The organism is Actinoplanes octamycinicus (genome assembly GCF_014205225.1).
Taxonomy (GTDB): Bacteria; Actinomycetota; Actinomycetes; order Mycobacteriales; family Micromonosporaceae; genus Actinoplanes; species Actinoplanes octamycinicus.
The window spans coordinates 1,324,700-1,349,554 of the sequence record NZ_JACHNB010000001.1; the positions used below are offsets into that span (position 1 = coordinate 1,324,700).

At 72.7% G+C, this 24,855-nt stretch carries 22 protein-coding genes; 9 read left to right on the forward strand and 13 right to left on the reverse strand.

Features of this window, described 5'->3' with window-relative positions; translation table 11 throughout:
* Positions 1-9: 9 nt before the first annotated feature.
* Both BJY16_RS05915 and BJY16_RS05920 read right to left on the reverse strand, forming a co-directional pair.
* Complete coding sequence (locus tag BJY16_RS05915) at positions 10-873, reverse strand: ABC transporter permease (protein WP_185038100.1); 864 nt, start codon at positions 871-873, stop codon at positions 10-12.
* Complete coding sequence (locus tag BJY16_RS05920) at positions 870-3,575, reverse strand: alpha/beta fold hydrolase (RefSeq protein WP_185038101.1); 2,706 nt, start codon at positions 3,573-3,575, stop codon at positions 870-872. The genes BJY16_RS05915 and BJY16_RS05920 overlap by 4 nt, the downstream gene beginning before the upstream one ends.
* A gap of 116 nt (positions 3,576-3,691) precedes the next feature.
* Here BJY16_RS05920 and BJY16_RS05925 point away from each other — a divergent pair, with 116 nt between their 5' ends.
* Positions 3,692-5,890, forward strand: coding sequence for an AAA family ATPase (locus BJY16_RS05925; protein WP_185038102.1), 2,199 nt, complete (start codon positions 3,692-3,694; stop codon positions 5,888-5,890).
* A 6-nt stretch (positions 5,891-5,896) separates the two neighbouring features.
* Here the strand turns inward: BJY16_RS05925 and BJY16_RS05930 are convergent, their stop codons facing one another.
* From BJY16_RS05930 to BJY16_RS05945, 4 genes are all read right to left on the reverse strand, one after another.
* Complete coding sequence (locus tag BJY16_RS05930) at positions 5,897-6,229, reverse strand: DUF3263 domain-containing protein (protein WP_185038103.1); 333 nt, start codon at positions 6,227-6,229, stop codon at positions 5,897-5,899.
* Positions 6,230-6,319: 90 nt separating this feature from the next.
* On the reverse strand, positions 6,320-7,315 hold the full coding sequence (locus BJY16_RS05935; protein WP_185038104.1) for an ABC transporter permease subunit: 996 nt from the start codon (positions 7,313-7,315) through the stop codon (positions 6,320-6,322).
* A complete protein-coding gene (locus BJY16_RS05940; RefSeq protein ID WP_185038105.1) occupies positions 7,312-8,289 on the reverse strand; it encodes an ATP-binding cassette domain-containing protein in 978 nt (325 codons plus the stop codon). The genes BJY16_RS05935 and BJY16_RS05940 overlap by 4 nt, the downstream gene beginning before the upstream one ends.
* A gap of 32 nt (positions 8,290-8,321) precedes the next feature.
* Positions 8,322-9,107 carry a DeoR/GlpR family DNA-binding transcription regulator gene (locus BJY16_RS05945; RefSeq protein ID WP_185038106.1) on the reverse strand — a complete coding sequence of 262 codons (786 nt, stop codon included), beginning with the start codon at positions 9,105-9,107 and terminating at the stop codon, positions 8,322-8,324.
* Positions 9,108-9,285: 178 nt separating this feature from the next.
* On the opposite strand from BJY16_RS05945, the gene BJY16_RS05950 reads away from it, so the two are divergent.
* Genes BJY16_RS05950 through nagA form a run of 3 tightly spaced genes read left to right on the forward strand, consistent with a single transcriptional unit; the run spans position 9,286 to position 12,291 of the window.
* Positions 9,286-10,218 (forward strand): SIS domain-containing protein, encoded by a 933-nt coding sequence (locus tag BJY16_RS05950; RefSeq protein WP_185038107.1) that lies wholly within the window; start codon positions 9,286-9,288, stop codon positions 10,216-10,218.
* On the forward strand, positions 10,215-11,141 hold the full coding sequence (locus BJY16_RS05955; protein ID WP_185038108.1) for an ROK family protein: 927 nt from the start codon (positions 10,215-10,217) through the stop codon (positions 11,139-11,141). The genes BJY16_RS05950 and BJY16_RS05955 overlap by 4 nt, the downstream gene beginning before the upstream one ends.
* Before the next feature lie 58 nt (positions 11,142-11,199).
* Complete coding sequence (gene nagA, locus BJY16_RS05960) at positions 11,200-12,291, forward strand: N-acetylglucosamine-6-phosphate deacetylase (RefSeq protein WP_185038109.1); 1,092 nt, start codon at positions 11,200-11,202, stop codon at positions 12,289-12,291.
* A gap of 248 nt (positions 12,292-12,539) precedes the next feature.
* Here the strand turns inward: nagA and BJY16_RS05965 are convergent, their stop codons facing one another.
* A complete protein-coding gene (locus BJY16_RS05965; protein ID WP_185038110.1) occupies positions 12,540-12,764 on the reverse strand; it encodes a hypothetical protein in 225 nt (74 codons plus the stop codon).
* A gap of 532 nt (positions 12,765-13,296) precedes the next feature.
* Positions 13,297-13,941, reverse strand: a complete 645-nt coding sequence (locus tag BJY16_RS05970; protein ID WP_185038111.1) for an MBL fold metallo-hydrolase — start codon at positions 13,939-13,941, stop codon at positions 13,297-13,299.
* A 64-nt stretch (positions 13,942-14,005) separates the two neighbouring features.
* On the opposite strand from BJY16_RS05970, the gene BJY16_RS05975 reads away from it, so the two are divergent.
* Positions 14,006-14,449 (forward strand): MarR family winged helix-turn-helix transcriptional regulator, encoded by a 444-nt coding sequence (locus BJY16_RS05975; RefSeq protein ID WP_185038112.1) that lies wholly within the window; start codon positions 14,006-14,008, stop codon positions 14,447-14,449.
* 138 nt (positions 14,450-14,587) lie between these two features.
* On the opposite strand, the gene BJY16_RS05980 is transcribed toward BJY16_RS05975, so the two are convergent.
* Both BJY16_RS05980 and BJY16_RS05985 read right to left on the reverse strand, forming a co-directional pair.
* The gene (locus BJY16_RS05980) at positions 14,588-15,292 is read right to left on the reverse strand and encodes a phosphatase PAP2 family protein (protein WP_185038113.1); all 705 of its coding nucleotides are present in this window, start codon (positions 15,290-15,292) and stop codon (positions 14,588-14,590) included.
* Positions 15,293-15,301: 9 nt separating this feature from the next.
* Positions 15,302-16,726: a trypsin-like serine peptidase gene (locus BJY16_RS05985; RefSeq protein ID WP_185038114.1), complete on the reverse strand. Its 1,425-nt coding sequence runs from the start codon at positions 16,724-16,726 to the stop codon at positions 15,302-15,304.
* A 90-nt stretch (positions 16,727-16,816) separates the two neighbouring features.
* Here BJY16_RS05985 and BJY16_RS05990 point away from each other — a divergent pair, with 90 nt between their 5' ends.
* Positions 16,817-18,028: a DUF4032 domain-containing protein gene (locus BJY16_RS05990; RefSeq protein WP_185038115.1), complete on the forward strand. Its 1,212-nt coding sequence runs from the start codon at positions 16,817-16,819 to the stop codon at positions 18,026-18,028.
* A gap of 74 nt (positions 18,029-18,102) precedes the next feature.
* Here the strand turns inward: BJY16_RS05990 and BJY16_RS05995 are convergent, their stop codons facing one another.
* Positions 18,103-19,821 (reverse strand): potassium channel family protein, encoded by a 1,719-nt coding sequence (locus BJY16_RS05995; RefSeq protein ID WP_239177226.1) that lies wholly within the window; start codon positions 19,819-19,821, stop codon positions 18,103-18,105.
* 155 nt (positions 19,822-19,976) lie between these two features.
* Between BJY16_RS05995 and BJY16_RS06000 the strand changes: the two genes are divergently transcribed.
* Complete coding sequence (locus tag BJY16_RS06000) at positions 19,977-20,930, forward strand: hypothetical protein (protein WP_185038117.1); 954 nt, start codon at positions 19,977-19,979, stop codon at positions 20,928-20,930.
* A gap of 42 nt (positions 20,931-20,972) precedes the next feature.
* Complete coding sequence (locus BJY16_RS06005; RefSeq protein WP_185038118.1) at positions 20,973-21,437, forward strand: MSMEG_6728 family protein; 465 nt, start codon at positions 20,973-20,975, stop codon at positions 21,435-21,437.
* A 61-nt stretch (positions 21,438-21,498) separates the two neighbouring features.
* On the opposite strand, the gene BJY16_RS06010 is transcribed toward BJY16_RS06005, so the two are convergent.
* Positions 21,499-21,915, reverse strand: coding sequence for a GNAT family N-acetyltransferase (locus BJY16_RS06010; RefSeq protein WP_185038119.1), 417 nt, complete (start codon positions 21,913-21,915; stop codon positions 21,499-21,501).
* 91 nt (positions 21,916-22,006) lie between these two features.
* Between BJY16_RS06010 and BJY16_RS06015 the strand changes: the two genes are divergently transcribed.
* A complete protein-coding gene (locus BJY16_RS06015; protein WP_185038120.1) occupies positions 22,007-23,707 on the forward strand; it encodes an outer membrane protein assembly factor BamB family protein in 1,701 nt (566 codons plus the stop codon).
* A 62-nt stretch (positions 23,708-23,769) separates the two neighbouring features.
* On the opposite strand, the gene BJY16_RS06020 is transcribed toward BJY16_RS06015, so the two are convergent.
* A complete protein-coding gene (locus BJY16_RS06020; RefSeq protein ID WP_185038121.1) occupies positions 23,770-24,855 on the reverse strand; it encodes an ABC transporter ATP-binding protein in 1,086 nt (361 codons plus the stop codon).

Below are 24,855 nucleotides of genomic sequence, written 5' to 3' on the forward strand. Positions count from 1 at the left end.
CCCGGACGCTCAGGAGGTGACGTCCTTGCGGGTGAAGCGGAAGAAGGCCAGACCCCAGAAGACCACCGCGTAGACGAACGCGGAGATGGCGCCCTTGGCCAGGTCCTCGGTCTGCACCGGGGTGGAGAGCAGGCCCAGCCAGGCGTCGCTGTAATGGGTCGGCAGCGCGTTGCGGATCGACCCGAGCGCGGTGATCTGGTCCAGGATGCTGGACAGAATCCAGAGCAGCACCGCGCCACCGACCGCGCCCAGGGCGGCGTCGGTGAGCACCGACAGCAGGAAGGCGAGCCCGGCCACCACCAGCAGGGTCACCGCCAGGTAGGCGAGGATGCCGAGCAGCCGCAGCACCCCCTGGCCGGGTGGGATCTCGGCGGCGATGGTGCTGCCCAGCGGATGCCAGCCGTAGCGGACCGTGCCGACCAGCAGACCGGTGCCGGCCAGCAGGGCGAGGGCGAGCAGGGCGTACCCGAGCGCGACGGTCAGCTTGACCGCGAGCAGGCGGGCCCGCGGGACCGGGATCGCCAGCAGGTAGCGCAGGCTGCCCCAGCTGGCCTCGCTGGCCACCGTGTCGCCGGCGAACAGCGCGAAGACCACCACCAGCAGGAAGCCGGCCGAGACCGCGAGGCAGAACAGCGCGAAGTTCAGCCCGCCCGAGGTGGCCAGGTCGACCAGGCTGCTGAAGGCGCCGCCGCCGTTGCCGTCGTCGTCATCGCCGCCGCCGCCGAACTCGAAGGCGGCCAGGATGATCAGCGGCAGCAGCACCATGAAGCCGAGCGCCAGCTGGGTCCGCCGCCGGGACGCCTGCCGGCGGATCTCGGCGCGGATCGGCAGCGTGCGCGACGGCCGGTACCCCACTGCGGCACTAGTGCTCATCGGTCTCCACTCCCCCGGGAGTTGTCGCCCACCAGGGCCAGGAAGGCGTCCTCCAGGCGGCGGCGCGGAACCACCCGGTCGACGCCGACGCCGGCGCGGACCAGGGAGGCGACCAGCTCGGCGCGCGGGGTGCCGTTCATGTCGACGATCAGGCCGGTGGCGCCGTCCGGGGTGACCCCGCGGACGCCCAGGCCGCTGAGGATCTCGGTGGCCGCCGGGACGTCGGTGACCTCGATGGCCACCGACGGCGACTCGCCGACGATCTCCTCGACCGGCCCGGACGCGACGATCCGGCCCTTGTTCACCACCACGGCGTGCGTGCAGGTCTGCTCCACCTCGGCGAGCAGGTGGCTGGAGACCAGCACCGCCCGGCCGTCGGTGGCGTAGCGCTGCAGCACCCGGCGCATCTCGGCGATCTGCGGCGGGTCGAGGCCGTCCGTCGGCTCGTCCAGCACCAGCAGTTCGGGCAGGCCGAGCATGGCCTGGGCGATGGCGAGCCGCTGGCGCATCCCGTGGCTGTAGTTCTTGGTCCGGCGGTGCACCGAGGCGCCCAGCCCGGCGATCTCCAGCGCCTCGTCGAACCGGGCGTCCGCCCACGGACGGCCGGTCGCCCGCCAGTAGGCCCGCAGGTTGTCGTAACCGGACAGGTGCGGCAGGAAGCCGGGGCCCTCGACCAGCGCGCCGACCCGGGAGAGGATCTGCGCGCCGGGGACCAGCCGGTGCCCGAAGACCCGGATCTCGCCGGCGGTCGGGGTGGTCAGCCCCATCAGCACCCGCAGCGTGGTGGTCTTGCCGGCGCCGTTCGGCCCGAGCAGGCCGACGACCTGGCCACGCTCGACGGTGAAGCCGATCTCCTCGACCGCGACGAAGCCGTCGCCGTACGCCTTGCGCAGCCCGCTCACCACCAGCGGGGTGTCGGCCAGCGCCGGGTCGACCGCGGTCACCCGGCGACGGCGGCGGGCCCGGCGGACCAGCAGCAGGACGGCGAGGCCGAGCGCGATCACCAGGATCAGCGCGCCCAGGGCGTACCAGTAGATCGCCGCGGGCGACGCGATCGCCGTGCCCACCAGGGTGGGCAGCGTCAGCTGCTCGTCGACCGCCACGGTGTAGGTGGCCGGAGCGGCCGGGGAGAGGAACGCCTGGTCCGAGGTGGCGACCACGACCCGGAGGGTGTGCCCGGCCTCGATCTGCCGGACGATCGCCGGCAGGGTCACCGTCACCGGCTGCGCCTGGCCGATCTCGGTCGGCAGGCCGGTGAGCCGGACCGGGGCGACCAGGCCGGCGCTGAGCGTCGGCGCGCCGTTCTGGTCGACGTCGTAGAGCTTGACGAAGAGCACCGCCTGACCGGTCGGTGACGCCGCCCGCAGCCGCAGCGTGGGCGCGCCGGCCACGTCGATCGCGCCGGTCAGCGGCGCGCTGCCGAAGGTGGCGTGCTGACCTGGCACGTCGGTGGCCAGGTTGCCGCTGAGCAGCGAGCTGAGCCGGCCACCCAGCCCGGGCAGCGAGGAGATCGCCGCCGGGTTGCCGTTCGGCGGGTTGGCGATCGGCTGGGCCGCGCCGCTGAGGCTCACCGTCGCACTGCCGGTGCCGGTGAGCCCGGGGTAGGCGCCGGTGGAATACCCGTTGGTCACCAGGTCCCGGTCCAGCGCGCTGAACCCGGCGACCCGCGACCAGGTGAAGTCGTCGCCCGGCGCGCTGCCCTCGCCCTTCACGTAGTGGTCCAGCCACTGGACCGTGAGGAACTTGACCCGGTCCTGGTCGTTGCCGGGACCGGCACCGCCGTCGTGCCCGCCGGTGAACCAGGCGACCCGCACCGGGGTGCCGGTGGCAGCGATCCCGCGCGCGTTGGCGTCCGCCTCGGAGAGCGGGAAGAGCGTGTCGACGGCGCCCTGGATCAGCAGCGCCGGCGCCTTGATCTTGTCGAGCACGGTGGCCGGGCTGGACCGGCGGAGCAGGGCGAGGGTGGCCGCGTCCGGCACGCCGGTGGTGGCCATCGACAGGTAGGCCCGGCAGACGTCGGCGGCGAACCGCCCGCAGGCCGGGTCGTCACCGCCCGCGCCGGAGCCGAAGAAGGCGCCGGCCCAGCTCTTCTTGAACACGCCGGTGGCCGCGGTGCCGGCCGACTGCGGGAGGAACGCGGCGCCCAGGTCGTTCCAGGTGATCGACGGGACGATCGCGTCGACCCGCTGGTCCTGGCCGGCCAGCAGCAGGGCGAGGGCCCCGCCGTAGGAACCGCCGACCACGCCGACCCGGGGGTCGCCGGCCGCGTCGATGCGCACCTCGGGGCGCTCGGCCAGCCAGTCGAGCAGCCGCTGGGCGTCCTTGACCTCGTAGTCCGGGCTGTCCAGGTGGATCTCGCCGGTGCTCCGGCCGAAACCCCGCGCGGTCCAGGTGAGCACCGCGTAGCCCCGGGCGGCGAGCGACTCGGCGTCCGGACGGACCGAGTCCAAGGTGGCGCCGAAGCCGTGCGCGAGCAGCACCGCGGGCACCTTGCCGGACCGCTCCCGGGGCAGCAGGAAGCGGGCGTCCAGGTCGACCGGCTGGTCGTCGCCCGGACCGGAGCGGACCGTGATCCGCAGGTCCTGGGCGGTCCAGGCGGCCCGCTCGGGGAGCACCGCCCAGATGGTCGCGGCGGCCAGCAGCACGAGCACCACCGCGGCGGTGACCGCCCGGCGCCGGGTCACCCGGGGTAACGCAGACATGGCGCCCAACCTAGCCGGGCGCTGCTGAGCACGGGCTGTGAAGCCCGATCTGGCGTCCGGGCCGCTAGCGTGGACCACCTACGGTCTGTCCTGTCGATCAATCGGAGGCTTCCCCGGTGGCAGATGAGCTCACGCTGACCGTGACCCTGCGGCCCGCGGCGCTGGACGCCCGGCGCGGCATCGTCCGCCTGCACCCGGAGGTGATGGCCGCCCTGGCGCTGCAGCCGGGCGACCCGGTGCGGCTGGCCGGGACCAGGGTCACCGCCGGGATCGTGGCCCGTGCCGAGGCCGGCGCCAGCCGGGCCCTGCTCTACGCCGACGACCTCACCCTGGGCAACCTCGGCATGCGGGACGGCGGTCAGGTCACGGTCACCCCGATCCCGGTGACCGGGGCGCGCCGGGTGACGCTGGCCGGGGCGCCGGAGATCGTTGCCGTGGTCTCCCCGGAGATGCTGCGCCTGGCGCTGCTCGGCAAGGTGGTCAGCACCGGCGACGACGTGTCGCTGCTGCCGCAGGACGTGCTGCCCGAGGCGGGGAACCGGTCGCTGGTCGAGGCGGCCCGGCGCAGCCTGGCCAATCGGGTGGGGTACGCGTGGACCAGCACCCTGCTGACCGTGACCGGGGTCGACGACGCGGACGCCGCCCTGGTCACCATGGACACCGTGGTGGCCTGGCAGGACGGGCCGGCGGCGAGCCCGGCCCACCGGACGGCCCGTGCCGAGGCGCCCGCCTCCACCGATCCCGACGTGCCGCCGCCCAGCCTGGACGACCTGCCCGGCCTGCGCTCCCAGGCCAAGGAGCTGGAGGAGCTGCTCGACCTGGGCTTCCACCACCGCGAGGTGCTGGCCAAGCTGGGCACCAAGGTCAGCCTCGGCGTGCTGGTCTCCGGACCCGCCGGGTCCGGCAAGTCCGCCCTGGTCCGGGCGGTCGCCGCGACGGTCGGCGCGGAGGTCCGCCCGGTCTGGGCCCCGGAGCTGGCAGCGCTCACCAACGACGCGGCCGCCCGCCGGCTGCGCGCCCTGGCCGACGAGGTGCGCGGCGGCGAGCCCGCGGTGCTGCTGATCTCGGACGTGGAGGCGCTCACGCCCCGCGACGAGCCGGGCCCGCTCGCCACGGTCTTCCGGCAGGTGCTGCTGGAGACGGTCGCCTCCGGCGCGGCGGTGGTCTGCACCACCAGCAAGCCGGAGTCGGTCGATCCGGCGCTGCGCGCCCCGGACCTGCTCGCCGTCCAGCTGACCGTGCCGCTCCCGGACGCCGCGATGCGCCGCGAGCAGCTCGGCGTGCTGACCCGCGGCATGCCGCTGGCCGAGGACGTGCGGCTGGACGACGTGGCCGGGCGCACCCCCGGGTTCGTCGCCGCCGACCTGGGCGCGCTGGCCCGGGAGGCCGGGGTCCGGGCCGCGCTCCGGCAGAAGGTGGCGGACGCGCCGACCGTGACCATGGCCGACTTCGAGGCCGCGCTGGACGTGGTGCGGCCCACCTCGATGGCCGAGTCCACCCTGGAGGTCGCCAAGGTCACCCTGGACGACGTCGGCGACCTGGCCGAGGTGAAGCAGGTGCTGACCGAGTCGGTGCTGTGGCCGCTGACCTATCCGGACACCTTCGCCCGGCTGGGCGTCTCGCCGCCGCGCGGCGTGCTGCTCTACGGCCCGCCCGGCTGCGGCAAGACCTACCTGGTCAAGGCGATCGCCGGGACCGGCAAGGCGAACGTGCTCTCGGTCAAGGGCGCCGAGCTGCTCAGCAAGTGGGTGGGCGACAGCGAGAAAGCGGTGCGCGAGCTGTTCCGCCGGGCCCGGGAGGCCGCGCCGACCCTGGTCTTCCTGGACGAGGTGGACGCGCTGGCGCCGGCCCGCGGCCAGGGCACCGACGGCGGCGTCACCGACCGGGTGGTCGCCGCCCTGCTCACCGAGCTGGACGGGGTCGAGGACCTGCGCAACGTGGTGGTGATCGGGGCGACCAACCGGCCCGACCTGATCGACCCGGCGCTGCTCCGGCCCGGCCGGCTGGAGCGGCTGATCTACGTGCCGCCGCCGGACGCCGCCGCCCGGACCGCGATCCTGCGGGCGTCGGCACGCGCGGTGCCGCTGGACGAGTCGGTCGACCTGGACGCGCTCGGGGCCGAGCTGGACGGTTTCTCGGCGGCCGACTGCGCGGCGCTGATCCGGGAGTCGGCGCTGGCCGCGATGCGGGACTCGCTGGAGGCCTCGACGGTCACCCTGGCCAACGTCACGACGGCGCGGGAACGGGTGCGCGCTTCCCTGGACCCGGCCCAGGTCGCCTGGCTGGAGTCGTACGCGGAGAAGCGCCAGGCCTGACAGCGGTCAGCGACGCCGGGTGCGGGCCCGGGCTGATCGCAGGCGCCGCAGGCGGCCGATCAGGACCGGGTCGCGCTCCAGCGCGGCGGGATTGTCCAGCAGCGCGTTGAGCACCTGGTAGTACCGGGTCGAGGAGAGGTCGAAGGTGTCCCGGATGGCCTGCTCCTTGGCCCCGGCGTGCTTCCACCACTTCGCCTCGAAGGCGAGGATCTGCTCGTCCCGCTCGCTGAGGGCGGGCGCGACCGGCTCCGATGTGGAGGTCTCCGGGGCACGCGGAACAGGGATGTGCTGCTGCTCCTCGACCGGCTGCTCCCCGGTCGGTTCGGCGGCGGGCTGCATGGCGCTCCCTGACGGCAGGATCGGCTGGCTCGGATGTCGGTGCGGGGATCATCAGCATAGAGGCGGCTGACGATCCCCGCGTACGCTACCTCAGGTGATGTCCCGCTTACGGATCGTCCACATTGCGGCACCCACAATGATGATGGACAGCGCCGCGAAGACGCTCCCGGCCAGCTGCCAGGTGAGCGTGTAGGTGGGTGGCTCGCAGCCGTTGGCGGAGAACACACAGGGCGCGTTGTAGTCGGTCACCTCGAACGACTTGAACATCCAGGCGGCGATCCAGGTGGGCAGCAGGTAGAGGTCGGCGAACCGGGCCTGCGCCAGCGACAGCACCACACCCAGGCCGAACTGGAAGACCACGATCACGCCGATCGCCGCGCCCAGCGCCGCCGCGGTGTGCCGGCCGATCGACGCGATGCCGAACCCGACCGCGCCGGCGACCAGCACCAGGGCGAGGCCGCGCAGGCCCATCAGGCCGATCGACTGCCAGGCGCCCGAGGTCATCTTCGCGGTGGTGCCGCGCTGCGTCGCGATCACCCAGAAGACCCCGGTCCAGACCGCGCCGGTGACCACCGACAGCCCGGTCAGCCAGACCAGCAGGGCGGCCAGCTTGGTGGACAGCACCCGCAGCCGTTGCGGCCGCCAGAGCAGCAGGTTCATCATGCCGCCGCTGTTCCACTCGGCGCCCACGAAGGACGCGCCGATGATGAACGCGGCCAGCGCCAGCAGTGCCGCGAAGGTGATCAGCATCGCCGGGAAGTTGTTCCGGAAGTCGAACTGCGACGGCATGTAGTTCTCGGCCTGGAACTGGTCCTTGGTCGGCGTCCAGAGCGCGTCACAGCCCTCCGGATAGTCCGCCGGCCGCTCGGCGCAGCGCACCTTCTCCTGCGCGGCGAGCTTGGTCTGCTCCTGGAAGTCCCGGTCGGCGTCGGCCTGCGCGGCGGCGACGACCGCCGGGGTGGCCTTGTGGTTGGTGACCGCGACGCCGGCCGCGACCAGCCCGAGCACGACCAGCGCGAGCAGCACGAAGAAGATGGTGAAACGCCGCTTGGTCAGCCGCCGCGTCTCCGCCCGATAGAGGCTCACTGACCCCACCCGCCCTGCGTCGCCACCTGGTCCACCTGCCGGTTCGCCCCGTCGACCGGCGCGGTGCCGGTCAGCTCGAGGAAGACGTCCTCCAGATCCGCCGAGACCGGGGTCAGCTCGGAGACGTAGATCTGCCGATCGGCCAGCAGCTTGGTGATCTGAGCCGGATTGCTGGCGTTCCCCACCGTGAAGTGATCCTTCTCCATGGTGATCTGGGCGCCCGCCGCCCGCAGCAGCTCGGCCGCGCCGAGCAGGTCCACCCCCGGCTCCAGGCGCACCTTCACGGTCGACGAGGTGTGGCTGGCCAGCACCTCGGAGACCGACCCGGCGGCCACCCGGCGGCCGGCCGCGATGATCGTCACCGAGTCGCAGATCAGCTGGATCTCGCCGAGGATGTGGCTGGACAGCAGCACGGTCATCCCGGACGCGGCCAGATCCCGCATCAGCGTGCGCATCTCCCGGATGCCGCCCGGGTCCAGGCCGTTCGCCGGCTCGTCCAGGATCAGCAGCTGCGGCTCCTTGAGCAGCGCGGACGCCACCGCGAGGCGCTGCTTCATGCCGAGCGAGTAGGTCTTGACCCGCTCCTTGGACCGGTCGCGCAGACCGACCAGCTCGAGCACCGCAGGCACCCGGAGCCGGTTCACCCGGCCGGCGTCGGCGAGCAGCGACAGCGTGGTCTCGGCGGAGAAGTTGCCGAAGAACTGCGGGCTCTCCACGATGGCGCCGACCAGGCCGGCCACCTCGGGCAGGTGCTGTGGCACCTCGCGGCCGAGGATCGCCATCCGGCCCTCGTTGGGCCGGATCAGGCCGAGCAGCGTACGCAGGGTGGTGGTCTTGCCGGAGCCGTTCGGGCCGAGGAAGCCGTGCACCTGCCCGGCCTCCACCACCATGTCGAAGCCGTCCAGCGCCTTCCGGACACCCTTACGGCCGCGATAGGTCTTCCGCAGCCCTGATATCTCGAGTACGGCGGTCATCGCCGCACCCTAAGTGATCGGCGCACGTTTTATCAGGCGCAGATCACATCGACGCCGGCCTCACGGAACGCCGCGACCGTCGACGACGACGCCCCCGAGTCGGTGACCAGTGTCTCCACCTCGGTGATCGAGCAGATCCGGGCGAACGCGTGACTGCCCAGCTTCGACGAGTCGGCGATCACCACCACCCGCTTGGCCCGGGCCACCATCAGGCTGTTCATCGCGGCCTCGCCCTCGTGGTGCGAGGCGGCGCCCAGCTCCACGTCCAGCGCGTCCACACCGAGCAGCGCGATGTCCAGGGTCACCTCCTTGAGCAGCGCCCCGCCGAGCGGGCCGACCACCTCGAAGGACTGCGGGCGGACCACGCCGCCGGCCACCACGATCTTCATCCGGGACCGGAGCAGCAGCTCGTTCGCGATGTTCAGGGCATTGGTGACCACGGTCAGCTGGGAGCCCTCGCCGCCGGCGTTCAGGTCCGGCCGGACCGCCAGCGCCCGGGCCACCTCGGTGATCGTGGTGCCGCCGTTCAGGCCGACCACCGTGCCCGGGGTGACCAGCCGGGCCGCGGCCTCGCCGATCCGCTGCTTCTCCGCCGAGTGCTTGGCGCTCTTGTAGCGCAGCGGCAGGTCGTAGGAGACGCCGTTGGCGACCGCACCACCGCGGGTGCGTGTGATCATCTGCTGCTGGGCCAGCTGATCGAAGTCACGCCGGATGGTGGCCTGGGAGACGTCCAGGCGCTCGGCGACCTCCTCGACGGTCACCCGGCCGCTCTCCGTGAGTAGCTCCAGCAGGGCATTCCACCGCGCGTACCGGTCCACCCGACACTCCCCGATGCACGTTTCATGGTAAGTGTGTGCACATTAGTGCGCGAAAGGCAGGGAAGCAAAGCCAGCCGCTGCGCGGTACTTGCCCCCGCGCCGGGCCCATGAGCACAATAACGCGCGAAATACCCGGGAACCGAGCTTGATTGCGCAGCACAACCGCTGAGGATGAGCCATGACGCACGTAAAGGCGGAGATCGCCAGCCAACCGGACTGCTGGCGGCAAGCGGCCAAACTGGCCTCGTCACCGGGCCTGCCGGACCGTGGCGAGCGGGTCGCCGTGGTCGGCTGCGGCACCTCCTGGTTCATGGCCAAGTCCTACGCGGTGCTGCGGGAACAGGCCGGGCACGGCGAGACCGACGCGTTCCAGGCCTCCGACTTCCCGTACGGGCGGCGCTACGACCGGCTGATCGCGATCACCCGGTCCGGCACCACCACCGAGACCCTCGACGTGATGCGCACCGTCGGTGAGCGGACCCCGGTGACCGTGATCACCGCCGACCCGGCGCAACCGGCCGTCGACATCGCCGGGCACACCGTGGTGCTGGACTTCGCCGACGAGCAGTCAGTGGTGCAGACCCGGTTCGCCACCAGCACGCTCGCCCTGCTCCGGGCGCACCTGGGTCAGGACATGGACACCGCCGCGATGGACGCCGAGGTGGCCGTCCGGCTGCCGCTGCCGGTGCACCCGGCGCTCACCGACCAGATCACCTTCCTGGGCCGGGGCTGGACCGTCGGCCTGGCCGAGGAGGCCGCCCTGAAGTGCCGGGAGACGGCCGGGTTCTGGACCGAGTCGTACCCGGCGATGGACTACCGGCACGGCCCGATCTCGATCGCCGGCCCGCGCCGGGTGGTCTGGGCGTTCGGTGACGTGCCGGCCGGCCTGGCCGACGAGGTCGAGGCGCGCGGCGCCGCCTTCGTGCACAGCCGGCACCACGGCGGATACGCCTCGCTGGGCCGCTGGGTCGGCGGCCGCGCCCCGCTCGACCCGATGGCCGACCTGGTCCTGGCGCAGCGGGTGGCCGTGCTGCTGGCCACCACCCAGGGCCTGGACCCGGACAACCCGAGCGGCCTGACCCGCTCGATCGTCCTGCCCGACCAGTCGTGAACGACACCGTCGTCATCGCCCTCGACGTCGGGGGCACCGGGATGAAATGCGCGCTGGTCCGCCCGGACGGCGTGGTGCACCACGAGGAACGCCACCCCACCCTGGCCGCCCGGGGCCCGGCCGCGGTCACCGAGAACATCCTGGCCGTCGCCGAAGGACTGGCCGGCAAGGCGCGCTCGGACGGGCTCACCCCGGTCGCGGCCGGCATCGCGGTGCCCGGCGTGGTCGACGAGACCACCGGCGTGGCGGTCTGGTCGGCGAACGTCGGCTTCCGCGACGTGCCGCTGCGCGACCTGGCCGCCGAGCGCCTCGGCCTGCCCGCGGCCCTCGGCCACGACGTGCGGGTCGGCGCGCTCGCCGAGGCCCGGCTCGGGGCCGGGCGCGGCCGGCGGCACGTGCTGTTCGTGGCGATCGGCACCGGCATCGCCGGCGGCCTGGTGGTGGACGGCACCGGATACTCCGGGGCGCACGGCGCGGCCGGCGAGATCGGGCACGTCACGGTCCGCCCCGGCGGCACGATGTGTGGCTGCGGCCTTCAGGGCTGCCTGGAGGCGGAGGCCTCGGCCAAGGCGATCGGCCGGAAGTACGCCGAGCTCTCCGGCGACCCGGACGCCACCGCCTTCGACGTGGCCACCCGGGCCACCGCCGGCGAGGAACTGGCCGGCCGGGTCTGGCAGGACGCGGTCGAGGCGCTCGCCGACGGCCTGCTCACCGCGCAGGCGCTCTACGACGTCGGGGTGGTGGTGCTCGGCGGCGGGCTGGCCGAGGCCGGCGACGGGCTGCTGCTGCCGGTCCGGGACGCGTTCGCCCGGCGGGTCACCTTCCACCGCACGCCGGAGATCGTCCGGGCCGAGCTGGGCGACACCGCCGGCTGCCTGGGCGCCGCCCTGCTCGCCCTCGACTCCCTGGGTACCCCCGGATGACCGGCCCCTCCGGCCGGATCGTCACCCCGCTCACCCCCGACTCCCTAGGGACCGCCGCATGACGCGCCTCTCCGGCCGGATCGTCACCCCGTCCGCGATCGTCACCGGACATCTCGACGTCGCGGACGGCCTGATCGCCGCGATCACCCCGGACCGCACCGCCGGCGATGACGTGATCGTGCCCGGCTTCGTCGACCTGCACTGCCACGGCGGTGGCGGGCACACGTTCACCACCGGCGACCCGGCGGCGGCCCGCAGCGCGGCGGCCTTCCACCTGTCCCACGGCACCACCACCATGCTGGCCAGCCTGGTCAGCTCGCCGTTCGAGCTGATGCGGTCGGCGACCCTGGCCTACAAGCCGCTGGTCGACGAGGGGACCCTGGCCGGGATCCATTTCGAGGGGCCGTACCTGTCCGCGGTCCGCTGCGGTGCCCAGAACCCGGAGTTCCTCCGCGACCCGGTGCCGGCGGAGATCACCGAAGTGATCAAAATCGGCGAGGGCAGCGTCCGGATGATGACCGTCGCCCCCGAGCTGGACGGCGCCCTGGCCGCGATCAGCCAGCTGCGCGACGCCGGGGTGCTCGCCGCGATCGGGCACACCGACGCCTCCTACGAGCAGGTCCACGCCGGCGTGGCGGCCGGCGCCACGGTGGCGACCCACCTGTTCAACGGCATGCGCCCGGTCCACCACCGCGAGCCCGGCCCGATCGTCGGCCTGCTCTCCTCGACCGCGACGGTGGAACTGATCGCCGACAACATCCACCTGCACCCGGGCGCCCTGGCCTTCGCCGCCCGCAGCGCCGGCCCGGGCCGCGCCGTCCTGATCACCGACGCGATGGACGCCACCGGCATGCCGGACGGCGCCTACGAGCTCGGCGGCCAGGCCGTCGTCGTCGCCGACCGCGTCGCCCGCCTGGCCCGCGACGGCGCCATCGCCGGCAGCACCCTGACCATGGACGTGGCCCTGCGCAACGCGGTCGCCGCCGGCCTCCCCCTGGAGTCCGCCGTCGCGATGTCCTCGACCACCCCGGCCGGGTTGCTGGGCCTCACCGACCGCGGCGCCATCGAACCGGGCCTGCGCGCCGACCTCGCCGTCCTGAACGCCGACCTGACCCTCGCGAAGGTGTTCCGCGCCGGCCTCCCGGTGTAATTCCGCAAGACTGCGCCAACCCATCATTTACGCAGGTCCGCTGGGGTGCGGGCCGCATGCTCCCGCGCGGGCCGGGCGCGGCGATCTGGCCGCTGGCGCGTCCAGGACGATCGCCGCACCCTTCACGGTCCGCGGGTGGTCACCGAAAACCCGCCGTCCCGACCACGTCGTCCACGGCCCATCCGCCGAAGCCTGCGACGGCCCACACCGACATCGACGGCGGCCCCATCGCTGACGCCAGCGCCGCCTCACCCGTCGAGGTCAACGACGCCCCACCCGCCGAGGCCAGCGCCGCCCCACACCGAGGCCAGCGGCGGCCCACCCGCCGAAGCCTGCGACGCCCCATCCGCCGAAGCCAGCACCGCCCCACTTGCCGAAGCCAGCGACGCCCCACCCGCCGAGGCCAGCACCGCCCCACCCGAGGCCAGCACCGCCCCACCCGAGGCCAGCACCGCCCCACCCGAGGCCAGCACCGCCCTACCCGCTGAAGCCAACGACGCCCCACCCGCTGAAGCCAGCGACCCCCATCCGAGGCCAGCACCGCCCTACCCGCTGAAGCCAGCGACGTCCCACATCGACATCAACGGCGGCCCACTCACTGACGCCAGCGCCGCCTCACCCGCTGAGGTCAACGGCGGCTCACCAGCCGAGGCCAGCGACGCCCCATCCGTCGGGGCTGACGATCGGCGCTCCCTTCGTTGCCCGCGCCAGGTCGTCGCCGGGACCCGCTGTCCACATCACCGCGTTGTCCACAGGCTGCGCATCGCGGCCCGCGAAGATTCGGCACTCTGGCAAGAGGATGGCTCCCCCTGGGAGGGTGGGCTCGGTTGGGGCGGCCGGCGCGATCGGGAACCTCGACGTGATGGGCTCCGTCAGGAACCTCGACGCGGTCGGCTCCGTCAGGCCTCGACGCGGTCGGCTGCGTCAGGAACCTCGACGCGATCGGCTCCGCCACAAACCTCGACCCGATCGGCTCCGCCACGAACCTCGACCCGATCGACCCCGTCAGGGCAGCTCGTGGGACTGGCCGGGGGTCAGGTGGGTGTAGGGCACCCCGGTCGGGGCCGGGCCCTGCTCACCGAGGAAGGTGCCGAGCATGGTGAGGCCGATCGGGTTGAGGGCGCCGTCGTGGACGCCGATCGTCCGGGCCGGCTTGACTTCGCGGACCCAGTCGATCAGGTCGGCGACCCGGGACCATGGGCCGTGCACCGGGAGCAGCAGGGTCGGCACCGGCACGTCGGGCACGGTGAGCGCGTCGCCCGGGTGGAAGACCTGCCCGTCGACCAGGAAGCCGACATTGGGGACGCGCGGGATGTCCGGGTGCAGCTCGGCGTGCCAGCGGCCGTAGGCGCGCACCTCGAAACCGTCAGCGGTGAAGGCGTCGCCGTCGCCGACCACGTGCACCCGGGCCGGGTCGCCGTCGAAGGCCCGGGCCACCGACTCGTTGGTCCAGACCCGCAGGGCCGGGTTCGCCGTCAGCGCGGCCGCCAGCTTCTCCGGGCTGAAGTGGTCGAAGTGCTCGTGCGTGATCAGCACCGCGTCGGCCCCGGCCAGGGCGTCCTCCGGGGTGAGGCCACCGGGGTCGATCACCAGCCGGCGGCCGTCCCGCTCCAGCGTCACGCAGGCGTGGCCTAATTTGGTCAGTTCCATGGCGTTCTCCCAGTCAGGCCCAGATGTACAACACTGTTGTACAACCATGTTGTACATTATCGCCATGGCCGCGAGCAACGAACCTGATCTGACCGACATCGCCGAGCAACTGCGGCAGGCGTGCGCCCGGCTGGTCCGCACCACCCGGGCGCACGCCGACTCGCTGCCCCGCACGCACGCCGAGACGATGGGCTACCTGAGCCGTGAGGGCCCGCGCACCATCGCCGAGTTGGCCGCGCTCCGCCGGGTCACCCACCAGAGCATGAGCCGCACCGTCGCCGAGCTGGAGAGACTCGACTTCGTCAGCCGCACCCCCAACCCGGCCGACGCCCGCGGCTTCGTCATCACGCTGACCCCGCACGGCGAGATCGCGCTCGACCACGACCGGTCCGCCCGCCGCGAGTGGGTGGCGTCCCGGATCGCCACCACGCTCACCCGGGACGAGCAGCGCCTGCTGGCCGCGATCCCCGCCCTGCTCGACCGCCTGGCCGAGCCCCCCACCCGCTGATCCCCGCCGCCGGAACCACCGCGAGGCGCACAGCCGCCCGGACCGCCCGCGCCCGGCGGTCTCGACGGCGGCGGCGCGGGTCAGCGGGAGGAGGAAAAGGCGGCGCGGGTCAGCGGGAGGAGCAGAAGGCGGCGCGGGTCAGCGGGAGGAGGAGAAGGCGGGGCGGTTCCAGCCGCGGAGGGCGGGGAGGGGGACCCGGTCCCACGGGATGCGTTCGAGGAAGCGGGCCAGGACCAGCCCGAGCAGGAGGCCGGCGATCGAGTCGGTGAGCCAGTGGAAGCCGGTGTAGACCGTGGTGACGAAGACGATCGCGACCGGCAGGACCCGGATGGCGACGAACTCCCGCCGGGTCAGGGCGCGGCGCAGCAGGGCGGCCACCAGGATCGCGAAGACCGCGTACCAGACCAGCGAGTTGCCCATGTGCCCGGACGGATAGCTCCTGCTCAGGTCACCGCTCGCCACCGGATTGAACATCTCGACCTTGAACGGGCCGGTATATCTCGGCGCGGCCCGGTCGAAGAAGATCTTCATCGGCCCGATCGTCAGATAGGTCACGACGTACGCCGCGACGAACGGCAGCGCCGCCCGCGCCGACCGGGTCCGGTGGACCAGCAGCCCGGTCAGGATCAGCGCCACCGGGGTGAGCACCTGACCGCCCTGCCCCAGGTAGTTGAGCACCCGCGCGGTCCAGTACGGCAACCACGGCTGGTGCGACAGGGACCAGTCGGCCACCCGCTGGTCGAGCCCCAGCAGGTGGCCGTCGATCAACGCCACGGTCAGCGCCGCGAACGCCGCGAGCAGCAGGAGGTCGGGCCACCAGGCGAGGGTGCGGCGTTGGATCATCCGTAAAAGTTAAAGGTACGCCCGCAACTTCGCGGCCAGCAGGTCGCCGCGAACCCCCGAATTGGGGCATCCGCCGAAGTGGTGCAGCGCCACCACCTTGTTGGTCTTGCGGGACAGCACCGGCGAGCCGGACGAGCCCCCGGCGGTGTCGCAGAAGTACGAGACGTCGGAGTGCGCGGCGTAACCGGTGTAGTCCGGGTTGTCGACCGCGCAGTTGCCGGCCTTCTCCCCCTTGGCCCCGGCGATCCGGGTCGGTTCGCCGGCCGGGTGCTGCGGCACGTAGAGCTCGGTCCCCTTGGCCGGCCGCGCGGCATCCAGCGTGAGGTAGCCGAACTTCGCCACGTCGTCGAAGCCGTCGACGCTGAACAGCGTGTAGTCCAGCACATGGTCGGTGGAGACCACCTGGTCGCCCCACACCTTGGTGGGCTTGAAGACGTCGTACCCACCGCACTTGGCGCACTGGTAGTTGAACCAGACCTCGGTGTCGTAGGCCTCCTCCGAGGTGGTCAGGCAGTGGTTGTTGGTGAGCATCCGGTTCTTCGGGCCGACCCGCCAGCCGGTGCACAGCTCGGTCCCGTTGATCAGCAGCCGGGCGATCGCCTTGGACTTGATGTAGGCGACCGGGTCGGCGGACTGGTAACAGACCGCGTCGGTGGAGGTGTCGGCGCCGCACACCGACTCCTCGCGGCCGCTCCGGCCGGGCCGCACGGACGCCGGCGCCGGGACCCGGGCCTGTTCGGTACGGCTGAACCCGCGCGCCACCCGGTCGACCCGCACGCCGAGCCCGTCGAGTGCGGAGCGCAGCCCGAGCGGGTCGAGCGCCCGGTGCACCTCGACCACGGCGGTGTCCCCGCTGATCGACATCGCCCATCGACCGCCGTTTTCCGTGTCGTAGCGGTAGGACTCGGTGCGGTCCGGGTTCGCGACCGTGACATAGTCCCCCGGCAGCATCGCCATCCGGGAGAAGTGCACCTTCACGTACGAAGCACCCGGATAGCGGAATGTCTGCTTCGCCGGCCCGGCCAGATATCCGAGCAGCTTGCCGACGTGGAGCAGTTCCCCGACACGCTGCCGCCCGGGCGCCGCCTCAGCCGATTCGAGGACACGCTCCGCGCCTTCCGGCGTTTTGTCCGTTTTATGCGAAGATTTCCGGGCGGCCGAGGACGGCTCCGAGAAGGTCGGGGCGGTCGGCGAGGCGCGTTCGCGCGACGAGGCGGACGCGGACGAAGGAACGGCCTCGCCGGACGACCGCACCGCGACCGTCGCCGGCGGCAGTGATGCCTCAGCCGCCACCGGTGTCCGCGGCACCCCGGGCGCCTGCTGCCAGGTGCCGACCGGCCTCTCGTCGCCGTGCTTCGCCGTCATCGCGCCGGCCACCCCGGCCAGCACGAGGGCGGCGCACGCTCCGACGACGATCGCTGTCTTGCGTCGCATGCCACTCCCGGTACGTCGTAGGCGTTTTCGCACCTGTGTAACGAGCCACCTACGGGCACGACGCGGAACCGGAACGGGCACACTGGGGCGGTGCGCATCACCTCCGCCCTCATCGACCCCGCGCTGCTGGACCTGCCGTGGCACGTGCCGCTGGAGGACTGGCCGGCGGACCATCTGGTCGCCCTGCCCCAGGGCATCTCCCGGCACGTCGTGCGCTTCGTCAAGCTGAACGACGTGGTCTACGCGATGAAGGAGACCCGGGAGCGGATCGCCGAGAAGGAGTACGACCTGCTCCGCGCGCTGGAGCGGATCGACTTCCCGGCCGTGCAGGCGGTCGCGATCGCCACCGACCGGCTGACCTTGGAGGGCGAGCCGCTGGAGACCGTGCTGGTCACCCGGCACCTCCAGTTCTCGCTGCCCTACCGCGCGCTGTTCTCCCGGGTGCTCCGGCCGGACACGATGAACCGGCTGCTCGACGCCCTCGCCGCGCTGGTGGTCCGGATGCATCTGACCGGTTTCTCCTGGGGTGACTGCTCGCTGTCGAACACGCTGTTCCGCCGGGACGCCGGCGCCTTCGCGGCCTACCTGGTGGACGCCGAGACCGGCAACCTCTATCCGAAACTCTCCGAGGGCCAGCGCAGCGAGGACATCGAGATCCTCCGGCTGAACATCTTCGGCGAGTGCCTCGACCTGCAGGCCGCCGAGCTGCTGCACGAGTCGATCGACCCGGAGAAAGTGGTCGACGACATCGTCGCGCGCTACGAGCGGCTGTGGCACGAGGTGACCTATGAGCAGGAGGTCGCCCGGGACGCCCGGCACCACATCGAGCGGCGCATCCGCCGGCTCAACGAGATGGGTTTCGACGTGGCCGAGGTGTCCATGTCGACGGTGGACGGTGGTTACCGGGTCCGGCCCAAGGTGGTCGACGCCGGCTATCACACCCGCCGGCTGATGCGCCTGACCGGCCTGGACGCCGAGGAGAACCAGGCCCGCCAGCTGCTCAACGACCTGGACACCTATCGCGCGGAGAGCGCGCTGACCGACGAGCAGCAGGCCGCGCACCGCTGGCTGACCGAGGTCTTCGAGCCGGTAGTCCGCGCCGTCCCGCCGGCGCTGCGGCGCAAGCTCGAGCCGCAGGAGATCTTCTCCCAGATCATCCAGCACAAGTGGCTGCTCTCCGAGCGCGCCGGCCGCGACGTCGGGATGGGCCCGGCGGTGCAGTCCTACCTGACCGAGGTGCTGGTCAACAAGCCGGACGAGCAGGCGGTGCTCGGCGTCGACGCCGACGAGCTGGCGGTCTAGGTCCGCTTTCCGGCTTCCGGTCAGAGCCCTTTCCGGTACGCCGGAAGCGCCACCCGCCGTACCGGAAAAGGGGTCTAGGGTTTCGATCTCTCGACCAGGGCTCGCAACGCGCGCTGCCGGGCGACCACCAGGATCCGGTCGCCCGGGGCGAGCACCCGGCGCGGATCGGGCCGCCAGTCCATCCAGTCCGCACCGGCCGACGCACCGGACATGCCGATCACCCGGGCCTGGCCGGCGTGGTCGACGTCGCCCAGCGAGGCACCGTCCCATGCCGACCCGCCCCGCACCGTGACCGTGCCGACCAGCAGCACGTGCCGGTCGACCGGGATGCTGGCGTGCACGTTGCGGTCCAGCAGGGCGGCCGCGAACACCGGGGCGCAGAGCCGGGAGACGCTGCGCGACGCGGTGATGTCGAAGGCCGACCCGATCCGCTGCGCGAAGTCGTCGTCGAAGAGCCGCAGCACCACCCGCAGGTCGTCGCGGATCCCGCGGGCGTGCAGCGCGGCCTGCAGGTTCACCGGATCGTTGGTGGAGACCACGACCAGCGCCCGGCAGGTGGCGATCGACGCGGCCTGCAGCGTCTCCTCCCGGGAGGCGTCGCCGACGATCACCGGGACGCCGCGGCGCTGCGCCGACTTCACCCCGCGGGCGTCCGCGTGCCGGTCGATCGCGACCACCCGGACACCCAGGTCGTGCAGCTGGCGCAACACCTGGGTGCCGACGTTGCCGAGCCCGACCAGCACGATGTGGTCGCGCAGCGCGCCGGCGACCCGGCCCTGGCTGAGCGCCAGCCGGGCGTTCACCATGCCGTCCACCACGGCCGCGGTGATCAGCGGCAGCAGCGCCAGCCCGGCGACGGTCAGCACCAGCTGCGCGGCCTGGGCGACCGCGTTCCGCTGGTCCTCCACATCGGACGCGCCGACCGCGGTCATCAGGGTGACGTAGATCGACTCCCAGAGGTCGTGCCGGGTGTCGTCCCAGGCGTTCAGCACCGCGCCGGCCAGCACCGTGATGACCAGCGTGATCAGCACCGCGACGCCGAGCTTGCGGTTCAGTGCGGCGCGCAGCGCCCGGCCGAAGGCGGCGAGCGGACGACGCCGGCGACCGGCCCGGGCCAGCAGCCGGCGGGTGACGTCCTCGCCGGGCCGGCCGGTCGCCTCGGCCAGCACCAGGTCGTCGGCCCGGACGGCGGGCCGGTCCGGCTCGGCCGGCAGCACCGCCGCCTCGCCGTCGGCGTCGGTGGCCAGGGTCGCCATCACCGCGTGATCCGGCACGTCGCCGCGGTGCGCGACGTAGAGGGTCCGGTCGCCGTGCCGGAAGTGGGTGGGCGCGACCTCGCCGAGCGCGGCCGCCACGAAGGCGGGCGCGGCCATCTCGGCGTCGGAGAGCACCACGTGGTCCGGGAAGATCCGGCCGACGCTGCCGGCCAGCCCGGTGGTGAACATCCGGACCACCACCCGCAGTTTCTCCTCCACCTCCCGGGCGCACAGGGCGGCGTGCAGATTGACCATGTCGTCCGGCATCACCAGGGCCAGCGCGGTGGCGCCGGCCAGTCCGGCCTCGCGGAACGTGCGCTCGTCCAGCCGCTCGGCCTGGCGCAGCTCGACGCCACGCTCCTCCAGCACGGTCAGGTCGGGCACGTCCGGGCGGAGCTCGGGCGGAGTGATCACGGTGAGCCGGATCCGATGGCGGGAATTCGCCAGCTCTTCGGCCAGTGTCCAGACCAGCGCGTCGGCGCCACAGACGACCAGGTGGGGACGGGTATCAGCGGCGGAACCGGGCGACGCACTCACGTTCACGAATCGTAGTGAGCCGTTACCGCCTGGTGGGGCCCTCCGTTGCCCCATCCGACACCATTCGTCCGAGTTGGTGGGTATTTCCAGCAAACCCATCGTCCGAAGTGGTCTGGAGAAGATCAGTGCGTAAGTTGTGGTATGCCGGAGCCGGAATGATCGCCGGTGGATTCCTCCTGTTCGGGGCCGCCCCCGCCCAGGCGGACGACACGTCACCGGACCCGATCAGCTCCGTGACGCCGTACGCCGACCCGCTGGGCGACGTGCTGGCCAAGACCAACGGCCTGCGCCTGTCCAGCCCGGTCGGCAGCGACCCGCTCGGCCGGGCCCCGCTGCTCACCCTGGACCGGGACGGCCAGCAGCTGTTCCCGATCCGGCCCGGGCAGAACGACCTCGCCGGCCACACGCTGACCAAGGGCGGCAGCGGCAAGACGGAGTCCGGCGACACCGGCCGGCGCAGCCCGCTGCCGGCCGCCGACGTGATCGGCGGCAGCATCCACAACAGCCCCGATGACCGGTTCACCGGCTCGCTCAAGGGCGTCCCGTTCACCGACGCGAACACCGGCACGGCCCGCCTGCCGCTGCTCGGCCGGCTGCCGGTCGTCGGCGGCCTGCTCCCGTCCGGCAGCCGGACCATGGAGAGCGGCCTGCTCCCGGACGGCAGCCCGACCAGGGCGGGCGGCCCGGTCCTGGAGAGCGCGTCGAGCGAGTACCCGCTGCTCGACGACCTGGACGGCGACCTCAGCGTGCGCGGCCTGCCGAAGCGGCTCTCCGGCACGAACCGGACCGCGCTGGCCGGGTTCCCGCTCGGCGGCTCGCCGGTGGCCCCGGCCGACCTGCTCCCCGAGGCCGCCCCGTCGGCCTCGCCCTACGCCTCGGCCCCGGCACGCCCGGGTCTGCCCTCGCCGTCGGTCGCGGTCTCCGAGCCGGCCGCACCCTCCGCCGAGGCGCCCGCCTCGGAGGCGCCCGCGTCCGAGGCGCCCGTCTCGGTCGCGCCGTCCGCGTCGGCCGCGCCCTCGGTCTCGGTCGCGCCCTACACCAAGTCCGCCGACCCGCGGTCCAAGGTGGACGACCCGCGCCTGCTGGAGGAGCCGCTCGACCGCAACTGAGCGGAGCCGTTTCACCGACGCTGTCCAGGGAAAACTCCGGGTATGCAGACTTTTCTGCCATATCCGGATTTCCTGGCCAGCGCCCGGGTGCTGGATCAGAAGCGGCTCGGCAAACAGCGGGTGGAGACCATCCAGGTGCTGCGCGGCCTGACCGTCGCGGACTACGGCTGGCGGCACCACCCCGCGGTACTGATGTGGCGCGGCTACGAGGAGGCGCTGGTCCGGTACGGCCTGGCCATGTGCGAGATCTGGACCGCGACCGGCCGCGCCGACACCTGCGCCGCCACGCTGCTCACCGACCTGCGCGCGGCCAAGGGCATCACCGAGGTGCGCAGCCAGGAACAGCTCGCCCGGGTGGTCGCGGTGCCGCCCTGGCTCGGCGATCCGGACGTGCATCGCAGCCACCAGTCGGCGCTGCTGCGCAAGGACCCGGAGACCTACCGCCCGATCTTCGGCGACGTGCCGGACGACCTGCCTTACGTGTGGCCGGTCGCCGCGCGCGCCTGAGGTCGGTCCTGCAGATCAAGCGAGCGCGAGGCGCGGCCCCGCTTGATCGGCAGGACCGACCTCAGTCCAGCAGATCCCAGCTGAGCAGCGTGAACGTGGTCTCCTCCAGCGCGCCGGCCGACCGGTAGGTGGCCAGCGCCGCGGCGTTGTCGTTCTCGGTGGCCACCCACATGCCGTAACACCCGTTCTTGCGGGCCAGCTCGGCCAGGGCGGTGACCAGCGCGGTCCCGATCCCCTGCAGCCGGGCCACCGGCGCCACGCCCAGCTCGTAGACCAGCATCTCGGTGCCCTTGTCCGGATGCGTCGTCTCCACCCCGGAGATCATCCCGACCGGCCGGCCCGCGTCGTCGTAGGCGAACAGCAGATGGTGGGTCGGATCGTGCAGGAACCGCCGGGTCGCCTCGTCGAGCGGCGGCGCGTCGAAGAGGTCGGCACCGCGCCGCACCTCGTCGGCGGCGGTCACCCGTTCGATCCGCATGCCCGCCACCTTAGCCCCGCCGCGCAGCGTGATCGGCAAGCCGTCGCTCGGTAGCATGACGGACCGACACGACGACGGCGGAGGCGACCAGATGCCAGTTCCGGGTGACGGCTCCGAGCAGGCCGCTGCCGCCACGCCACCAGGCAGAACCCCCGATCAAGACCCTTTCCGGTACGCGACCGGCACCGCCCCGGCGGCCACCCCGCCGACCGCGCCGCACGAGCCACCGCCGCCGACCGACACCCGGGCCGAGCCGCCGCGCAACCCGCCGGCCGCCGACGAGCCGTCGATCCGCTTCGCCGAGCCGGTCGACCCGTGGGCCGAGGCCGAGGCGGCCGCGCGCGAGGCCGGCAGCCCGCCGCCGTACTCGATGGCACCCCCGACGGCGGCGACCGCGGCCGGGCCGACCTGGCCGATCGGGACGCCGGGCCAGGGTGGGCGCGGGTCGTCGTACCGTAAAGGGCTCTGGATCGTGGGTGGCGCGGCCGCAGCCGCGACCGTCGCGCTCGCCGTGGCCGCCGCCTACCTGTTCTGGCCCGGCTTCCGCGCCCTGGACTACCACGACCTGCAGGACGTCGCCCGGCTCGACCCGGCCGCGCCGATCACCTCGGGCTGGGCGGCGACCGCGGTGCGTGGCGACCGGGCCTACCTGGCCGGCACCGGCGAGTCCGGCGAAGCGGTGGTGACCGCCTACGACCTCGACGCCGGCGAGGAGATCTGGAAGAACACCAAGGCCGGCACCGCGCGGACCTGGTCCCGGCTGTGGGCGCTGCCCGGGGCGGCGGTGCTGCTCTCCGAGCCGGACTACACCACCAGCACCGCCCGCCTGGTCGTGCTGGACGGCCGCACCGGCGCGGTCCGCTGGGAGAAAACGCTGCACAGCTCGGACGACACGGTGCGGTTCGGCGCCGACATCGTGCTGATCGAGGACCACCGGGCCAAGACGCTGCGTGGCTACGAGCTGACCACCGGCGAGGAGCGCTGGCACGCCGACAACCCGGCGGACACCACGCAGAGCGGGCTGGTCACCGTGACCAGCCAGGCCGACCTGGACGGCACATCCGGCGCCCGAGGCAGCCTGCCCGCACCCGAGCTCAGCGACGACGACCAGGTCGTGCAGCTCACCAGCGACCGCACGGCCCGGGTGATCGACGTGCGCACCGGCAAGATCGGCAAGTCCCGGGCCGACGTCGCCTACGGCAGCGAACCGATGGTGGCGCACGACGGCCGGCTGTTCGTCGAGGAGTCCAGCAGCCACCGGCTGCTCGCCTACGACCTGGCCGGCTTGGACAGCGGTGAGCCGCAGCTGCTCTACACCGCGAAGAAGGACGGCTCGGTGACCGGGCTGGCGCCCTGCGGCGAACACCGGATCTGCTTCATCGAGACGGTGTCCTACGCCTACGACAAAGCCCAGGTGGTCGCGATCGACCTGGACCAGCACCGCGAGGTGTGGCGCCGGACCACGCCGAAAGCCGAGGTGCTGATCCCGGTCGGCGACGCGGTGCTGGCCGTCGGCGACGAGACGACCACGCTCTACGACGCCGACGGCAAACCCGAATGGGAAGGCGTCAAGGGCGCCGCGGCCCGGCTCGACGGCGGCAACGTGCTGCGCTTCTCCGACGACCTGTCCATGTCGGTCAGCGACCGCTACCTGGACGGCGTGCACCTCGGCGACCCGAAAGTGCAGATCGGCCCGCTGTCCGACGTGCGCAGCGGCAGCTGCTCGTGGAACACGTCGATGCTGGCCTGCGTCGGCGAGAAGGACTTCGCGATCAAACGGTTCGCCGGCTGACCCCGGCGACAGAAAGGGCCGCCCGGCTCACCGGACGGCCCTTCTCACTGCCTGGCGCTGGATCAGATCCGCTGGCCGGAGCCGGCGTGGAAGACGTGCAGCGCGTTCGCCTGCGGCCGGATGTAGACGGTCTCGCCCATGTGCGGCATGTTGCGACGCTCGGTGCGCACCACGAACCGCTCCGACCCACCGGCCAGCTCGGCGTGACCGTAGACGTTCGCGTCCGAACCGAGGTCCTCGACCAGGTCCACCACGATCGGCAGCGCGTCGATCGACTCGGGCACGATGTCCGCGGCCTCCGGGCGGAACCCGACGGTGACCTTGCCGTCACCGCTCTGCGCCGCGGCGACCTGCTCGCGGGTCAGCGGGATGGTCAGCGAACCGAACACGCCGCCCGCCTCGGTCAGCGGAACAGTCTTGATGTTCATGGCCGGGGAGCCCATGAAGCCGGCGACGAAGACGTTGCCCGGGGTGTCGTAGAGCGCCCGCGGGGTGTCCACCTGCTGCAGCACGCCGTCCAGCATGACCGCGACCCGGTGACCCATGGTCATCGCCTCGACCTGGTCGTGGGTGACGTAGACGGTGGTGACGCCGAGCTTCGCCTGCAGGGTGGCGATCTGCGAACGGGTCTGCACCCGCAGCTTCGCGTCGAGGTTCGACAGCGGCTCGTCCATGAGGAAGACCTGCGGCTGACGGACGATCGCGCGGCCCATCGCGACACGCTGACGCTGGCCACCGGAGAGCGCCTTCGGCTTCCGCGACAGGTACTCCTCCAGCTGGAGCAGGCCGGCGGCCTCCTTGACCGCGCGGTCGATCTCCGCCTTCGGGGTCTTGCGCAGCTTCAGGGCGAACGCCATGTTCTCGTACACCGTCATGTGCGGGTAGAGAGCGTAGTTCTGGAACACCATCGCGATGTCACGGGACTTCGGCGGGAGGTGGGTGACGTCCTTGTCGTTGATCAGGATCTGACCACGGTCGACGTCCTCCAGGCCGGCGAGCATGCGCAGGCTGGTGGACTTACCACAACCGGAGGGGCCGACCAGGACGAGGAACTCGCCGTCGCCGATCTCGAGGTTCAGCTCGTTGACCGCGGGGCGCTCAGAACCCGGGTAGATCCGGGAGGCCTTCGCGTAAGTGACGGTAGCCAT

Coding starts and splice junctions, on each gene's coding strand:
- BJY16_RS06015 (WP_185038120.1), top strand. CDS start 22,007: ATGCCAGTTCCGGGTGACGGCTCCGAGCAGGCCGCTGCCGCCACGCCA.
- BJY16_RS05980 (WP_185038113.1), bottom strand. CDS start 15,292: ATGATCCAACGCCGCACCCTCGCCTGGTGGCCCGACCTCCTGCTGCTC.
- BJY16_RS06000 (WP_185038117.1), top strand. CDS start 19,977: ATGATCGCCGGTGGATTCCTCCTGTTCGGGGCCGCCCCCGCCCAGGCG.
- BJY16_RS05975 (WP_185038112.1), top strand. CDS start 14,006: ATGGCCGCGAGCAACGAACCTGATCTGACCGACATCGCCGAGCAACTG.
- BJY16_RS05930 (WP_185038103.1), bottom strand. CDS start 6,229: ATGCAGCCCGCCGCCGAACCGACCGGGGAGCAGCCGGTCGAGGAGCAG.
- BJY16_RS05920 (WP_185038101.1), bottom strand. CDS start 3,575: ATGTCTGCGTTACCCCGGGTGACCCGGCGCCGGGCGGTCACCGCCGCG.
- BJY16_RS05950 (WP_185038107.1), top strand. CDS start 9,286: ATGACGCACGTAAAGGCGGAGATCGCCAGCCAACCGGACTGCTGGCGG.
- BJY16_RS05915 (WP_185038100.1), bottom strand. CDS start 873: ATGAGCACTAGTGCCGCAGTGGGGTACCGGCCGTCGCGCACGCTGCCG.
- BJY16_RS06005 (WP_185038118.1), top strand. CDS start 20,973: ATGCAGACTTTTCTGCCATATCCGGATTTCCTGGCCAGCGCCCGGGTG.
- nagA (WP_185038109.1), top strand. CDS start 11,200: ATGACGCGCCTCTCCGGCCGGATCGTCACCCCGTCCGCGATCGTCACC.
- BJY16_RS06010 (WP_185038119.1), bottom strand. CDS start 21,915: ATGCGGATCGAACGGGTGACCGCCGCCGACGAGGTGCGGCGCGGTGCC.
- BJY16_RS05970 (WP_185038111.1), bottom strand. CDS start 13,941: ATGGAACTGACCAAATTAGGCCACGCCTGCGTGACGCTGGAGCGGGAC.
- BJY16_RS06020 (WP_185038121.1), bottom strand. CDS start 24,855: ATGGCTACCGTCACTTACGCGAAGGCCTCCCGGATCTACCCGGGTTCT.
- BJY16_RS05940 (WP_185038105.1), bottom strand. CDS start 8,289: ATGACCGCCGTACTCGAGATATCAGGGCTGCGGAAGACCTATCGCGGC.
- BJY16_RS05985 (WP_185038114.1), bottom strand. CDS start 16,726: ATGCGACGCAAGACAGCGATCGTCGTCGGAGCGTGCGCCGCCCTCGTG.